Origin of the sequence: Streptomyces sp. R28, assembly GCF_041052385.1 — a bacterium.
In the GTDB taxonomy this organism is placed as follows: domain Bacteria; phylum Actinomycetota; class Actinomycetes; order Streptomycetales; family Streptomycetaceae; genus Streptomyces.
In genome coordinates this window covers 1288435-1303069 of record NZ_CP163439.1, presented here as the reverse complement: position 1 = coordinate 1303069, position 14635 = coordinate 1288435, and the positions used below count along the sequence as shown (strand labels likewise).

Annotated in this window: 7 protein-coding genes and 2 pseudogenes; 5 read left to right on the top strand and 4 right to left on the bottom strand. The window is 69.0% G+C overall.

Annotated elements, in window-relative coordinates; genetic code table 11:
- The first annotated feature begins 126 nt into the window (after positions 1-126).
- From AB5J49_RS05610 to AB5J49_RS05600, 3 genes are read left to right on the top strand one after another with little or no spacing between them, the layout of a single operon-like run.
- Positions 127-651: a PadR family transcriptional regulator gene (locus AB5J49_RS05610; protein ID WP_369167333.1), complete on the top strand. Its 525-nt coding sequence runs from the start codon at positions 127-129 to the stop codon at positions 649-651.
- A complete protein-coding gene (locus AB5J49_RS05605; protein ID WP_369167332.1) occupies positions 648-1340 on the top strand; it encodes an ABC transporter ATP-binding protein in 693 nt (230 codons plus the stop codon). The genes AB5J49_RS05610 and AB5J49_RS05605 overlap by 4 nt, the downstream gene beginning before the upstream one ends.
- Positions 1337-3676 carry an ABC transporter permease gene (locus AB5J49_RS05600; protein WP_369167331.1) on the top strand — a complete coding sequence of 780 codons (2340 nt, stop codon included), beginning with the start codon at positions 1337-1339 and terminating at the stop codon, positions 3674-3676. Before AB5J49_RS05605 ends, AB5J49_RS05600 begins: the two co-directional genes overlap by 4 nt.
- A 399-nt stretch (positions 3677-4075) precedes the next feature.
- On the opposite strand, the pseudogene AB5J49_RS05595 reads toward AB5J49_RS05600, so the two are convergent.
- Positions 4076-4376 (bottom strand): annotated as a pseudogene (locus tag AB5J49_RS05595) (RICIN domain-containing protein); the annotation flags it as partial.
- 330 nt (positions 4377-4706) lie between these two features.
- Here AB5J49_RS05595 and AB5J49_RS05590 point away from each other — a divergent pair.
- Positions 4707-7354: pseudogene (locus tag AB5J49_RS05590) on the top strand (RICIN domain-containing protein).
- A gap of 192 nt (positions 7355-7546) precedes the next feature.
- Here AB5J49_RS05590 and AB5J49_RS05585 read toward each other — a convergent pair.
- The 3 genes from AB5J49_RS05585 to AB5J49_RS05575 all read right to left on the bottom strand — a co-directional run bounded on the left by AB5J49_RS05585 (position 7547) and on the right by AB5J49_RS05575 (position 13168).
- Positions 7547-9193: a ricin-type beta-trefoil lectin domain protein gene (locus tag AB5J49_RS05585; RefSeq protein WP_369167330.1), complete on the bottom strand. Its 1647-nt coding sequence runs from the start codon at positions 9191-9193 to the stop codon at positions 7547-7549.
- Between the two features lie 88 nt (positions 9194-9281).
- Positions 9282-10691 carry a non-reducing end alpha-L-arabinofuranosidase family hydrolase gene (locus tag AB5J49_RS05580; RefSeq protein ID WP_369167329.1) on the bottom strand — a complete coding sequence of 470 codons (1410 nt, stop codon included), beginning with the start codon at positions 10689-10691 and terminating at the stop codon, positions 9282-9284.
- Between the two features lie 167 nt (positions 10692-10858).
- Positions 10859-13168: a beta-L-arabinofuranosidase domain-containing protein gene (locus AB5J49_RS05575; RefSeq protein ID WP_369167328.1), complete on the bottom strand. Its 2310-nt coding sequence runs from the start codon at positions 13166-13168 to the stop codon at positions 10859-10861.
- 545 nt (positions 13169-13713) lie between these two features.
- Here AB5J49_RS05575 and AB5J49_RS05570 point away from each other — a divergent pair.
- Positions 13714-14205 (top strand): TIM-barrel domain-containing protein, encoded by a 492-nt coding sequence (locus tag AB5J49_RS05570; protein ID WP_369167327.1) that lies wholly within the window; start codon positions 13714-13716, stop codon positions 14203-14205.
- Positions 14206-14635: the final 430 nt, after the last annotated feature.

Genomic DNA, 14635 nt, shown 5'->3' with positions numbered 1-14635 from the left:
CCGGAGAGGTGGCCCCTCGTATCGGAACCGTGACACAGCCCCCCACCTGCACGGGCGTACCCACCGACATGATCTAAACACTGAGCGTATACATGGCAGGTATACATGGTGTGTAGAGTGCCGGGCATGTCCATCGGTAATACTCTTCTGGGGCTCCTGGAGTCCGGTCCGCGACATGGCTACGACCTGAAGCGGGCCTTCGACGAGAAGTTCGGTCATGATCGGCCGCTGCACTACGGCCAGGTCTACGCGACGATGTCCCGGCTGCTGAAGAACGGCCTCGTCGAAGTCGACGGCATCGAGGCGGGCGGTGGGCCCGAGCGCAAGCGGTACGCGATAACGGACGCCGGGATCACCGACGTCGAGCGCTGGCTCGCGACGCCGGAGAAGCCCGAGCCGTACCTGCAGTCGTTGCTGTACAGCAAGGTCGTCCTCGCGCTGCTGACGCACCGGGACGCGGCCGGCATCCTCGACACGCAGCGCTCCGAGCACCTGCGCATGATGCGGATCCTGACCGACCGCAAGCGCCGGGGTGACCTGGCCGACCAGCTGATCTGCGACCACGCCCTGTTCCACCTCGAAGCGGATCTGCGCTGGCTGGAGCTGACCGCGGCGCGTCTGGACAAGCTCGCCGAGGCGGTGACCGCATGACCCATGTTCCTCCCGGTTCCCTGCTCGCCGCCCAGGACCTGCGCAAGGCGTACGGACCGACCACCGCGCTCGACGGCGCTGACTTCTCCATCCACCCCGGTGAGGTCGTCGCCGTGATGGGCCCCTCCGGGTCCGGCAAGTCGACGCTGCTGCACTGCCTGGCCGGGATCGTGCCGCCCGACTCCGGGTCCATCACCTACAACGGGCGTGAGCTGGCCACCATGAACGACGCCCAGCGCAGTGCGCTGCGCCGCTCCGAGTTCGGCTTCGTCTTCCAGTTCGGTCAGCTGGTGCCCGAGCTGACCTGTGTGGAGAACGTGGCGCTGCCGCTGCGGCTCAACGGCACCTCCCGCAAGGAGGCCGAGCGGGCCGCGCTGCGGTGGATGGAGCGGCTCGAGGTCGACGACCTGCGCAAGAAGCGGCCCGGCGAGGTCTCCGGCGGTCAGGGCCAGCGGGTGGCCGTGGCCCGGGCGCTGGTCACCAACCCCCGGGTGCTGTTCGCCGACGAGCCGACCGGCGCGCTCGACTCGCTCAACGGTGAGCGCGTGATGGGGCTGTTGACCGAGGCGGCCCGCTCCACCAACGCGGCCGTCGTGCTCGTCACGCACGAGGCGCGGGTCGCCGCCTACTCCGACCGCGAGGTCGTCGTTCGCGACGGCAGGTCCCGGGACATGGAGCGCGCCAAATGAGTGCACGGCAGTGGGCCAGGGATCTGGCCATGGGGACCCGGTTCGCCTTCACCGGCGGGCGGGAGGGGTGGGTGCGGATGCTCCTCACCGCCGTCGGCGTGGGGCTCGGCGTGGCGCTGCTGCTGCTCGCCACCGCGCTCCCGAACGCGCTGGCCGTCCGGCACGACCGGCAGGAGGCGCGCTCCGACCTCACGTACACCGCGTTGGTGCCGATGAAGAAGGCGGACGACACGCTGGTGGTCGGCGAGGCCGGGACGACCTTCCGTGACAAGGAGGTGCGCGGGCGGGAGTTGCAGCCCGAGGGTCCCAGGGCGCCCCTGCCCCCAGGGGTCTCGAAGTTTCCCGGGGTGGGCGAGATGGTGGTCTCTCCCGCGCTGAAGCATCTGCTGGAGTCCGGCGAAGGGAAACTGCTGCGCGAACGGCTGCCGGAGCGGATCGTCGGCACCATCGCCGAACCCGGACTGATCGGGGCCCAGGAACTGGCCTTCTACCGCGGCGCCGATCACCTCGTGGTCGTGCCGGGGATGGGCAGGGTCGAACGCATCGACCGATTCGGCGCAGGGTACAAGGCCTCGGAGAAGAAGGACCCCGTCCTCGTCCTGCTCGGCCTCGTCGTGTTCCTGGCGCTGCTGATGCCGGTCGGCGTGTTCATCGCCGCGGCCGTGCGGTTCGGCGGCGAGCGCCGTGACCGGCGACTGGCGGCGCTGCGGCTGGTGGGTTCGGACAGCGGGATGACCCGGCGGATCGCCGCCGGCGAGGCCTTCGCCGGGGCCGTGGCCGGCCTGGCCTTCGGCACGGTCTTCTTCCTGATCGTCCGGCAGCTTTCCGGGTCCCTGGACCTGTTCGACGTGAGTGTGTTCCCCGGTTATCTGATCCCCTCCCCCGGGCTCGCCCTGCTCGTCGCGGTCGCGGTCCCGGCGGCCGCGGTGATGGTCACGCTGTTCGCGCTGCGCGGCGTGGTGATCGAGCCGCTCGGCGTGGTGCGCACCGCGAAGCCCCCACGGCGCCGGCTGTGGTGGCGGATCCTGCTGCCCGTGGGCGGGCTCGGACTGCTCTATCCGATGATCGGCAAGGACCGGTTCAGTGCAGACTTCAACCAGTACCAGGTCACCGGCGGCGTCCTCCTGCTGCTCGTCGGGGTGACCGCCCTGCTGCCGTGGGTCGTGGAGACGGTCGTCGCCCGGCTCGGCTCCGGCGGGGTCGCCTGGCAACTGGCCACCCGCCGGCTCCAGCTGAGCAGCGGAACGGCCGCCCGCATGGTCAACGGCATCGCCGTCGCGGTGGCGGGCGCCATCGCCCTGCAAATGCTCTTCTCCGGGGTGCAGGGCCAGTTCACCAAGCACACCACCGACGACCCCACCCGGGCCCAGATGCGCGCGGAACTGCCGGACGGGGTCCCGCTCGCCCGGGCGGCGGCCGACTTCAAGGCGACCAGAGGCGTTGCGAACGTCTACGCCTACGACGAGGGCCGTGTCCGGCGCACGGAAGCCGGCAAAGAGGCCCCGGTCACCATCGCCGACTGCGCGTCCCTGCGCGAGGTGGCTTCCTTGCCTTCCTGCGAGGACGGTGACGTCTTCGCCGTCCGGGGCGGGGCCGAGGAGGCCGATGAGCTGGGGGCGGCCGAACTTTCCAAGGCCGGCACAAAGGTGCGGTTCAGTGCGACCGTAGGCTCCCTCCTCGGTCACAGGCCGATGCCCTGGACCGTGCCGGCGGGCGTGAAGCAGGCACGGGCGAAGGTGGACCAGTCCGGGTGGAAGCGTGGCGGGCTGCTGCTGACGCCGGGCGCCCTGCCCACGGGCCGCGCACATGGCCTGGACGGGAAGATCTACCTCGCGCTCGACCAGGGGCTGGCGGCCGCGCCGGAGTACGCGCGGAACACGGCCCGCCGTCTCGGCATGCAGACCGACCCGGCGATGCTGGTGTCCAGCAAGCGCGACGACGCGTACGCCTCCATCCGCACCTTCCTGCTCGTCGGCGCCGCCGGCGTACTGGCGCTGATCGGCGCGAGTCTGCTGGTCGCGCAGCTGGAGCAGCTGCGCGAGCGCCGCAAACTGCTGTCGTCGCTCATCGCCGTCGGGACCCGGCGCCGCACCCTGTGCCTGTCCGTGCTGTGGCAGACCGCGATCCCGATCGGCCTCGGCCTGGCGCTGGCCACAGCACTCGGGATGACACTGGGCACGGCACTGCTGAAGATGACGGACAAACCGGTAAGCGTGGACTGGGCGAGCGTACTGTCGATGACCGGCACCGCCACCGCCGTCGTCCTGCTGGTGACCGTGCTCAGCCTGCCGGCACTGCTACGGCTGATGCGCCCGGACGGCCTGCGCACCGAGTGAGCCATGCACCCCCGAAGGCCCTCTCCACCAGAACCGCCGGCCAGCGTGCTGGATCGTTCAGGTGGAGGGGGCCTCGGATTGCGCCGCCGCCTGCGCCTACGCTCGGGTGCTCGTCGTACACGTAGCTGTGCCGGGCTGCGCATCCTGGGTGTCGTATGCGGGCCAGGGGGTGTTCGACCAGTCCTCCGCTGGGGCGGAGGGCGTGCCGTCCGGGGGTTGGCGGGAGATGGTGACGGCCGGCCGAGGGGCGGATTCGGTTCGCGAAGTGGCGCAGGGGCAGATGGTGTCCTGGGGCGGGCTGTCACGGTCTGGTACGGGTCGCTCGTCTGTCCGCGGTGCGCGGGCGGGGGAGGAGGGCAGTAGCCCTCTCAGTCCTGGGCGGTGGTGTCAGCCGAGGCGCCACTGCTGGTTGGTGCCGCCGTTGCAGTCCCAGATCTGCGTCTGGGTGCCGTTGGTCTGCGAAAGGCCGGGCACGTCCAGGCACTTGCCGGAACCGGTGGCGTGGGCCGGACCTGTGGTGGTCCCGCCGGAGCCGTCGAGTCCGAAGAAGGCGATGGCCCCGGGCCGCCATACCGCTGGCGGGCAGGACATGCTTGGCACTCTGGATGCTGATCGCCTGGACCGGTGCCTGCGTGGTGGCGCAGCCGTAGCGGGTGCGGGTCCAGCCGGACTGCGGGGAGTCGGTGAAGACCGGAGTCCGCAAGGTCAGCAGCCATGACGCCCTCCAAGCGCCATCGCTTCCCAAGCTGAGAGCGCGAGTTCGATTCTCGTCACGTGCCGGTTGGTGACTGGGGCAGCCCAGGACGTCCGGCTCGGGGTCCTTTCGGGCCATGGCCGTCGACGCCAAGGGGAACCGCGGCACCCAGCCGCTGACCAACTCCTGCCGCACCACGAGGCGCCTGAAAAAAGTTCCCGGCTCGCGGCAACCCTGTGCGGGGCCTGTGGCGACAAGGGAGCGGATCCGGTCAGTTCCGGTGGCCGGGATCCGGATTTCCTCCGGTGAACAGCATGCAAGGAGAACCTCACCCCCATGGACAACCCCACGAACGGCGGGCGCCGCGGGCGTCATCGCCGTCGCTGGACCGCCACTGGTCTGCTGGTCGGCGTGCCCGCCATCGTCGTGCCGTACTTCCTGTTCGCACAGGAGGACTCGCAGGCCGCGACGGTCGACGGCGATGCCTACTACCGGCTGGTTTCCGTGCGCAGTGGCAAGGTGCTGGACGTCAACGGCTTCTCCACGGCCGACGGCACCCGTATCCAGCAGTGGACCGACCAGAACACCACCAACCAGCAGTGGAAGCTGAAGCCCGCCGGGGACGGCTATTACGAGCTCGTGAACCGCAACAGCGGCAAGGTGCTGGGCATAGCGGGCAGTTCGACCGCTCAGGCGGCCGCCGCCGAGCAGCAGACCGACAGCTCCTCCACCTCCCAGGAGTGGCGCATCGACGAGGTGAGCGGTGCCGACGCCGTTACCCTCACCTCCCGCAGGAGCGGCCAGGTGCTGGACGTCTCCGGAGGCTCCGCGGCCGACGGCGCGGCAGTCGTCCAGTATCCGGGCCGGGGCAGCACCAACCAGCAGTGGAAGCTGGTGAAGACGGCCGAGACCCGGACGGACGGGGCCGGCACGGCCCAGACCACGGCCGCCGCCGGACCGTATGCGTGGAAGAACGCCCAGGTGGTGGGCGGCGGTTACGTCACCGGGCTGGTGTTCAACCCCAGCGAGAAGGGCCTGCTGTACGCGCGTACCGACATGGGCGGCGCCTACCGCTGGGACACCGGGGCCGAGCAGTGGATCCCGCTGACCGACTGGATCGGCGAGAAGGACTGGAACCTGCTGGGCATCGACTCGGTGGCCACCGACCCCGTCGACCCCAAGCGGCTCTACCTTGGGGCGGGCACCTACACCAACGAGTGGGCCGGCAACGGCGCGATCCTGCGCTCCACTGACCGGGGCCGCACCTTCAAGCGCACCGATCTGCCCTTCAAGCTGGGCGGCAACGAGGACGGCCGCGGGGCGGGCGAACGGCTCGTGATCGACCCGGCCAACCACGGCACCCTGCTGCTGGGCACCCGCAAGAACGGCCTGTGGCGCAGCACCGACTACGGTGTGACATGGAGTCAGGTCTCCTCGTTCCCCGTCAAGGACGGGGCGAGTAGCGGCGCGGGCATCTCCTTCGTGACGTACGGCCCGGCCGGAAGCAAGACGATCTACGTCGGTGTCGCCGACAGGTCCACCTCCCTGTACCGCTCCACCGACGGCGGCAGCACCTGGCAGGCCGTCTCCGGGCAGCCCACCGGCCAGATGCCGCAGCACGGCGTGCTCTCCGGTGACGGATCGCTGTACCTGACGTACACCAACAACCTCGGACCCAACGGCGTGACGGGGGGTTCGGTGTGGAAGTACACGCCGGCCGGCGGGGCGTGGAAGAACGTCTCCCCGTCGCAGGGCAGCTACGGCTTCTCCGGCCTGGCCGTCGACCCGCGCAAGCCGTCCACGGTGATGGTCACCACCCTCGCCGCTGGTGGCCCGAGGACGAGATCTACCGCAGCACCGACGGCGGCGCGAACTGGAAGGCCCTGGCCGACAAGTCGTCGCGCAGCGCCTCCGCCGCTCCCTATGTCGGCACCCACACCGGGCACTGGATGACCGCCCTGGCCATCGATCCCTTCAACTCCGGGCACGTGCTGTACGGCACCGGCAACGGCATCCTGCGCAGCAAGGACGCCAACGCCTCCGACAGCGGCGGCACCAGCCACTGGAGCATGGGCGCCCGAGGGCTGGAGGAGACCGCGCTGATCGACGCGATCGCCCCTCCCGGCGGCGCCACCGTCATCACCGCCATGGGCGACCAGGGCGGGTTCCGGCACGACTCCCTGACCAAGGTGCCCTCAGGGCGGCTGGCGAACCCGATGATGAGCAACAGCACCGACATCGACTTCGCCCAGTCCAAGGCCTCGATGATGGTCCGTGTCGGCACTGGCGGCGCGCAGGACGGCGCCTACTCCACCGATGGCGGCCTCAGCTGGAACGGCTTCAAGGCGGAGCCCGTGGGCAGCGCCCACAGCGGCCGCATCGCGCTCGCCGCGGACGGCTCCAGCATCGTCTGGACCCAGTCCGGACAGGCCCCGTACCGCTCTACCGACAACGGCGCGAGCTGGTCGAGGGTCGGCGGCCTGGGCACCGACGCCGTGGTCGTCGCCGACCGCTCCTCGGCCAAGACCTTCTACTCCCTGTCCGGCGGCACGCTCTACGCCAGCACCGACGGCGGCGCGACCTTCACCGCCCGCGCCGGCAACCTGCCCTCCGGCAAGCTCACGGCCGTCCCCGGCGTCGCCGGTGACCTGTGGATCGCCGGTTCCAAGGGGCTGCTGCACTCCACCGACGGCGGCCGCACCTTCACCACGCTCAGCACGGTGCAGTCCGCCTCCGCCCTCGGCTTCGGCAAGGCAAAGCCGGGCACCGGCTACCAGGCGCTGTACCTGATCGGCACCGTCAAGGACGTCACCGGAGTCTTCCGCTCCACCGACAAGGGCGCCACCTGGCTCCGCGTCAACGACAAGGCACACCAGTGGGGCGCCATCGGCGGCGTCGGCGTCATCACCGGCGACCCCGACACCTACGGCCGTGTCTACGTCGGCACCAACGGACGCGGACTCCAGTACGGCGACCCGTCCTGACCTCAACGCCTGAACGGGGCTGCAGGCCTTTGCGCCTGCAGCCCCGCCACAGTTGAGGGACATCATGACTGCGGCGATGGGCTCGAAGTCCCGGTCCCGGTGGCGGAGGGCAGTCCCCGCAGCTTGGCCTGCAGTCGTGGGACTGCCCTCAATCGATCGGACGTCTCCCTGCGCGGTGGCAGGGGTGGCGGGTTACGGGAGTGTGGTCCCCTTCTGGTTGTTCTGGCCGTTGCAGGTCCACAGGACCAGCGGGGTGCCGTTGGCGGTGGCGGCCCCGTTGACGTCGAGGCACAGCCCGGCGTGGACGTTGCGGATCGTCCCGTCGGAGCCGATCGTCCACTTCTGGTTGTTCTGGCCGTTGCAGGGCCAGGTGATGACCCGGGTGCCGTTGGTGGTGCCCTGGTTGTAGGCGTCCAGGCATTTGTCGCCGTAGACGCGGATCTCGCCGCCGGCCCATGTGGTCCACAGTTGGTTGGCGGCCGTGTGGCAGTCCCAGATCAGTGCCGTGGCCCCGGCCGCGGTGGAGGCGTTGTCGACGTCCAGGCAGCGGCCGGAGGCGTTGCCGCGCAGCCGGGAGGTGGTGGCGGCGAGCGGGCTGCCGCCGCTCACCCGGAACACGGCCACGCCGTGCGCGGGGACGCTCGCCGAGATCTGCCCGGACGTGCTCGACGTGCCGCCGGTCCACAGGTCGGTGAGGGTGAACGACCCGCCGGACAGGCCGACTTGAGCGGCCGTGGTGCTGACCGTCGCCGTGCCGCCTCCCCGGTTGAACAGGCCCACCGCGACCGAGCCGTCGGACAGGGGCTTGGCGAATATCTCGGTGCCGCCGTCGTCGCGCACCCGGCGCCCGCCCGCGCCCAGCTGGTCCTGGTTCACCGCCAGCAGACGCGGGTTGCGCAGGATCGCGCTCACGTCGGCGGACATGGTGCGGATGTCGTTGCCGGCCATGAGCGGTGCGCCCAGCAGTGCCCACAGGGCGAAGTGGGAGCGGGACTCGGTCAGGGACAGGCCGGGGCGGCCGACGACCAGCATGTCGGGGTCGTTCCAGTGCCCCGGGCCCGACTGCGCGGCCAGCGGCGCGGTGACGTCCAGGACGTTGCCGACGCCCATCGGGTAGCTGTTGGTGTTGTTGTTCTGCCAGATGTCGAGCAGGTCCTCGGTCGTCCGCCACAGGTCGGCGACCTCGCCCCAGTTGTACTTGTCGCCGGTGGGGGCGTGGAAGCTGTTGGGGTTGATGCTGTAGACGATGGGCCGGCCGGTGGCGCGCAGGGCGTCGCGCATGATGGTGAACTGTGCGATCTGCTCGCTCAGGGTGCCGCTGCCGGAGCACCAGTCGTACTTGAGGTAGTCGACGCCCCATGAGGCGAACGCGTTGGCGTCCTGGGCCTCGTGGCCCTTGCTGCCCGTGGCGCCCGGGTAGGTGCCCACGCCCTGCGCGCACGTCTTCTCGTTGGGTGCCTGGTAGATGCCGAACTTCAGGCCCTTGCCGTGGATGTAGTCCCCGAGGGCCTTCATGCCGCTGGGGAACTTGGTCGGGTTGGCCCGCAGGTTGCCCGCGCTGTCACGCTGAGGGTCGAACCAGCAGTCGTCGACCACCACGTACCGGTAACCGGCCTCCCGCATACCCGACGACACCATCGCGTCGGCGGCCTGGCGCACCTGCGCCTCGGTGACCCCGCAGCCGAAACTGTTCCAACTGTTCCAGCCCAGCGGCGGGGTGAGCGCGGGGCTGCCCGGTGCGGCCTCGGCGGTCGTGCCGGCGGAGGCGGTGACGCAGGCGCTGAGCGTCAGTGCGGTGGCCGCAAGGAGACGCAGCAGCCGTCTGTGCGGGGGAACCATGGAGGGGTTCCTTCCCGGCCCGCAAAGCGCAAGCTGCTTTGCGGGCCTGGTCGGCGGGGTCATGAGCTTGTGATCATGTGCGCGCGGGTCAGCGCTGCAGGGTGAGCACGCCCGGCCGGTACGGCAGTTTCGGGTAGTCCATGCCGTCCGAGCTGGGGTCCCTGCCCTGGTAGAGGAACTGCAGGTTGCAGGGGTCGATGGTCATGGTCTGGTCGGGGTTGTTGCGGACCAGGTCACCGTGGCTGATGTCGTTGGTCCACGTGGCACCGCTGTTGGCCTTGCCCGCGAAGGGGGCGCTCTCACTGCCGGCCTGCTCGGTCCACGAACCGTTCAGACTGGAGGCCGTGAACGAGCGGAAGTAGCGGCCGTTCCCGCCGATCGCCTCAACGATCATGAGGTACTGGTTCTGGCCCTGGACCTTGTAGACCTCCGGCGCCTCGAACAGCCTCTCCTTCGTGTCGCTCATGATCTTGGTGTACGACGAGCCGAAGCTGGCCGGGAAGTTCCCGAGCGCCATGGTCGACCTGTAGATGCCGCCGTTGTCATCCGCGAAGAACAGGTACATGTTCTGGTCGTCGGCGATCACGGTCGGGTCGATCGGGCCGCCTGTGGGGAGGCTGCCGGTGAACAGCTCCTGCGGCGCGGACCAGCCGTTGGGGTTGGTGGGGTCGCTGGACGTGCGGTAGGTGAAGGGCCAGGCGGTACCCCACCCGTTTGAGACCAGCACCCAGATGTTCTTGGGCGCGAAGTAGAACAGTTTGGGCGCCACCGCGGACCCGCTGATCGCGGTCTGGCCGGCCGACGCCATGTCCGACCAGTTCGTGAAGGGACTGAACGTCATGGCGCCCCACGACGATCCGTTCGAGGTGGTCGCGTAGACGAGGTGCTTGCCGTTGTACGTCACGGTGGTGAAGTCCTTCAGCGCGACCGAGCCGTTCGCCGGCTGCGCCAGCGGACCTGTCGAGGACCACCGGTACGTCGACGGAAGAGCACACGCGCTGTCCGTCCCGGACAGACCGGTCCACTTCTGGTTGTTGCCGCCGTTGCAGTTCCAGAGCTGCACCGCCGTGCCGTTGGCCGTGGCGCCGCCGCTGACGTCCAGGCACAGCCCGGACTCCACGGCGACGACCGTGCCGTCGGAGTTCACCCGCCACTGCTGGTTCGTACCGCCGTTGCAGGACCAGATCACCGGCCGCGTACCGGCCGTGGTGGCGTGGCCCGGGACATCCAGGCACTTGTTGCCGTACACGGTCAGCTGGTTGTTGTCCGTCAGCGTCCACTGCTGGTTGGTCCCGCCGTGGCAGTCCCAGATCTGCGGGTTCGTGCCGTCGGTCTGGCTGGCGCCGGGCACATCGAGACACCGGCCGGAACCAACGCCGCGTATGGCGCCGCTGGTGGCCGCCTGAGCCGGGTTGGCGACGAGAGTCGCCGCCGAAGCGACCAGGGCCGCGAGCACCGCGGTCAGATGCCTGCGGCCGAAACTACGTTGTTTCTGCATGGGGTCTCGTTTCTTGAGTGAGCATTTCCGGTTGGCTCTGCAAGGGGCTGTCCGGACTGTTGATGCGCTCTGACCTCGACCTCGGCGTTCGTAATATCGAACGAGGGTCGAAGTGTCGAGCAAGCGGAAGGGTGGAGAGCACCCACGATCCGCTTCCGGAGTGGATCTCAGTTCCTCACGATGCGCCACCGGTTGTCGGTGGTGCCGTCGTCCGAGTCCTGAACCGCGAACGCACCTGCAGCGGTGGAGTTGTTCGCGATGGCGAGCAACTTGCCGCTGTTCTCGTTGCGGATCTTGTAGGTCCCGTCTCCCTGGTCGAGCAGCGTCCATCTGTGGTCGGTGGTGCCGTTGTCCGACCACTGCAGGACGGTCGCGTTGTCTGCCGTCGACATGTTCAGGACGCCGAGCACCTTGCCACTGTGGGCGTTGCGGAAGCGGACCGCGGTTCCGTCGGTGATCATGTACCAGTCGTGGTCGGCGGTGCCGTTGTCCGACCACTGCAGAGCGCGGCCACCGTCTGCCGTGGACATGTCCTGGATGCCCAGCAGGAGGCCGCTGCCCACGTTGACCAGACGGACGCTGCCGGTGGTGTTCCAGTAGACGGTGTAGTTGTGGCCGTGCGCGTCGTGGAAGGGGCCCAGGTTGACGGTGGAGCCGTTGGCGGTGGCGGTGAAGGAGAGCGAGCTGCTGCTGGTCCGTGTGATCGAGGACGTGTTCAGTGACGGGAGGGAACTGAGAGAGGAGTCACCGTAGTTGCCGGACAGGACCACCGGGCCGTAGGTGATCGCGGCGACGTTCGCGTTGTCGTTGGCGGCTCGCATGACGACCCGCATGGGCAGGCGGACGGTGACCGTGTCGCCGGAGGTCCAGGAGCGAGTCAGGGTGGCGTAACTGCCGGGCGTGGTGGTGATGTTCTGCGCCGTGCCGTTGACGCTGATGGTGGCCCCGGTGGTCCAGCTCGGGATGCGGATGCGCATCGCCCAGGTTCCGCTGACGTTGCCGGTGACTTGCAAGGTCGTGGTGTCGCCGGCGGGGTATGTCGTGGTCTGGGTGACTGTGATTCCGCGCTCCGACCAGTTGAGCGCCGAGGGCACGAACAGGTTCACGATCAGGGTGTTGTCACTGCGGAAGTAGATGGAGTCCATCAGCCTGGTGTGCATCTCCAGGCCCGTGCCCTGGCAGCACCAGAAGGTGCCGTAGTCGGTGCTCCAGGTGCCGCCGCCCCACGCCGGGCCGACGCCGCGTCGGCCTCCCGGGTTGAGCGGGGTGAAGTAGGTGACGTGGCCGTGGCTGTCGGCCGGGTTCTGCTGGCCGATCATCTGGTTCAGCCATGCCCGCTCGTAGTAGTCGAACAGCGCGGCTCGGTTCGGGTCGAGCGCGAACAGTTCCCGGGTGAGGGTGAGCATGTTGAAGGTGTTGCAGCTTTCGCAGGTGTCCTTGTTCAGGAAGCCGGCGATGGCGTTCGGGGCGCGGAAATGCTCCGCCTGGCTGTTGCCGCCGATGGCATAGGTGTGCGAGTTGACGGTGATGTTCCAGGCGTTGGTGGCGATGTCCCGGTAGCGGGTGGTGCCGGTGGCCTTGTACTCCCGGGCGGCTCCGATCCACTTGGGTACCTGGGTGTTGGCGTGAATTCCGTTGAGCTGGTCCTGGTTGGCCGCCAGCGGGTCGAACACCGCGGCATGGTCGAACCGTTGGGCGGCGGTGAGCCACCGCGCGTCGCCTGTCTGCTGGTAGAGATCGGTCAGCACGGTGTTCATGCCGCCGAACTCGGTTCCCAGCATGGCCTGCATCTGCTGGCGGCTCAGCCCGCCGGTGCGCCGGTCGACCCATCCCGCCAGGGCGAGCAGCACGTCCCGGGCCTGTGTGCTGCCGATGTGTCGCCATACGTCCAGCAGCCCGGCAAGGGTCTTGTGGATGGTGTAGTACGGCACGTTGCCGTTGTTCAGGGTCCGCTGCTCGAGAGCGGTGAAGTCGGACTCGGGATAGCCGGAGAGGTACCCGGCGCTGAAGCCTGCGGCGCTGTTGTTGGCCTGGCATTTGGCCAGCTCCGCAACCATGTAGGTGGCCTTGTCCCGGCAGGTGGTGTCCCCGGTCACGGCGTACAGCTGTGCCCATGCCGTGAGGAAGTGCCCTTGGACGTGGGTGCGGAAGGGGAACGTCGGCGCGTCCCAGCCGCCCGTGGCCGCCGCGCCGTTGGTGGACAGCCGATGGTTGGCGCGGAAGTTGTACAGCAGCCGGTCGACATCGACGAACCGCAGGTAGTTCCGTGTGCGGTTCTGGTTGTCCAGCCACCGGCTCGCGGTGAGCCGGACCTGGCCGAGTTCGAAGGGACGCGCCAAGACCCCGATATCGGCCCTTGCGGGAGGAACGGCCGCCGCGTGGGCGGGAGATGCCCCGACGAAGGATCCGGTGGCAGAGGCGGCTGCGGTGGCCCCGGCTATTTGCAGCAGGCGCCGTCTGCTGACGGAGGAAGACATCTTGAACCTTTCGGTGAGGGGAGAGCGACTGCTTGGTCGGTGCCTTCGCTCGCATGTCCCGGAGTCGGGTGCGGCACGTCACGGGCTTGTCTGCTGCCGGGCTGGCGCCATGCGTGGCAGGCCGACGACATCACAGCGGGAGCCGTTGGTGGCGCTCACCGTCCCGGCCGCCATGCCGGCGAGAGCCGACGCGCGTGAGACTCCACCGGCACTGCGGTTGGTCCTGTTCGCTCGTCGGAACTCCGTCCGGAGCCGGCGGCTGGGAGCCAGGCGGCAGCCCTGCTGGGCAACGAGGTCCCGGATTCATAGGCTTCTCGGTCCGATCAGCCCTCTCCACTGATACATGGGATGGATTAACGGACATGAACGTTGCTCTGTCTAGTCTTGCGGCACGAGAGACTTGGTTACCTGCGGGTATGGGTCCGGCTCGCATCCTGACGATGAGTCAAACATTGGAGTTCGGGAAGAAGTGTGAGGAGCGCGAGAGTTAAATAACGTCAGCTCGTACTGTCGACGGGGCTCCCGCCCCACCTGCGCCGCATCAGATGAAGCGCGCGGATACCGACACCACCCGGTGGACCGCCGACGCCGGCGGGCGCGTCGACTACTGGGTCACCGCCGGCGACACCCCGGCCCAGACCCTCCACGCCCACACCCGGGCCACCGGACGCCCGCCCCTCCTCCCCGAGTGGGCGTCCGGTTTCAGGCAGTTGAAGCTGTGCTATCGCACCCAGGACGAACTCCTCGTGGTGGCACGGGAGTACAGGGAGCGCGGACTGCCGCCGGCCGTCGTCGTCTGCGACTTCTTCCGCTGGCCGAAGATGGGTGACTGGCGCTGCGAGGAGAGCGAGTGGCCCGACCCCGCCGCCATGGTCAAGGAGTTGACCGGCCTAGGGGTGAAGCTCGCCGTCTCGGCGTGGCCGACCGTCGAACCCGGCAGTGACACCTACGACGAGCTGCGCACGTCCGGGCACCTGGTCCGGGACGCGAACGGCGGTCTGCTCACCTTCGCGTGGCCGTCCCGGGAGGCCAGTTGAGGCGCTGACGCTCCCGATGGCGTACTACGACGCCACGCACCCCGGCGCACGCGCCGTGCCCGACGGGCTGCGCGCGGCCGGCGAGGACGAGATCGCACTTACCAAGTCGAAGGCATCATGGCCATCCCGTACCAGCCAGGCCTCTCCCTCAAGGCCGAAAGGGCCCTACGGGAGGCCATGGAACGCCTCTTCCGGTCGGGCCCATTCGCACTGACGGCAAGCTGGCCAAGCAGAACCTCTGGCGAGAGGCAGGCGTGAGCCGAGCCACCATGAACCGCGCAACCGCGGTACTCGCTGACTGGGACAACCGGGTTGATCAAAGCACTGCCCGCCAGCACGACCAGAAGCTGACCGAGGAGGTCACCCGCCTCCGGCGTCGACTGAAGGAGAACCGCCTTGATCGGCAACGGCTCCAAGACGAGGTCGACGC

Excerpts from the sequence above, each read along its gene's own strand:
- AB5J49_RS05610 (WP_369167333.1), top strand. The coding sequence starts at position 127 with ATGTCCATCGGTAATACTCTTCTGGGGCTCCTGGAGTCCGGTCCGCGA.
- AB5J49_RS05575 (WP_369167328.1), bottom strand. The coding sequence starts at position 13,168 with ATGTCTTCCTCCGTCAGCAGACGGCGCCTGCTGCAAATAGCCGGGGCC.
- AB5J49_RS05570 (WP_369167327.1), top strand. The coding sequence starts at position 13,714 with ATGAAGCGCGCGGATACCGACACCACCCGGTGGACCGCCGACGCCGGC.
- AB5J49_RS05605 (WP_369167332.1), top strand. The coding sequence starts at position 648 with ATGACCCATGTTCCTCCCGGTTCCCTGCTCGCCGCCCAGGACCTGCGC.
- AB5J49_RS05580 (WP_369167329.1), bottom strand. The coding sequence starts at position 10,691 with ATGCAGAAACAACGTAGTTTCGGCCGCAGGCATCTGACCGCGGTGCTC.
- AB5J49_RS05585 (WP_369167330.1), bottom strand. The coding sequence starts at position 9,193 with ATGGTTCCCCCGCACAGACGGCTGCTGCGTCTCCTTGCGGCCACCGCA.
- AB5J49_RS05600 (WP_369167331.1), top strand. The coding sequence starts at position 1,337 with ATGAGTGCACGGCAGTGGGCCAGGGATCTGGCCATGGGGACCCGGTTC.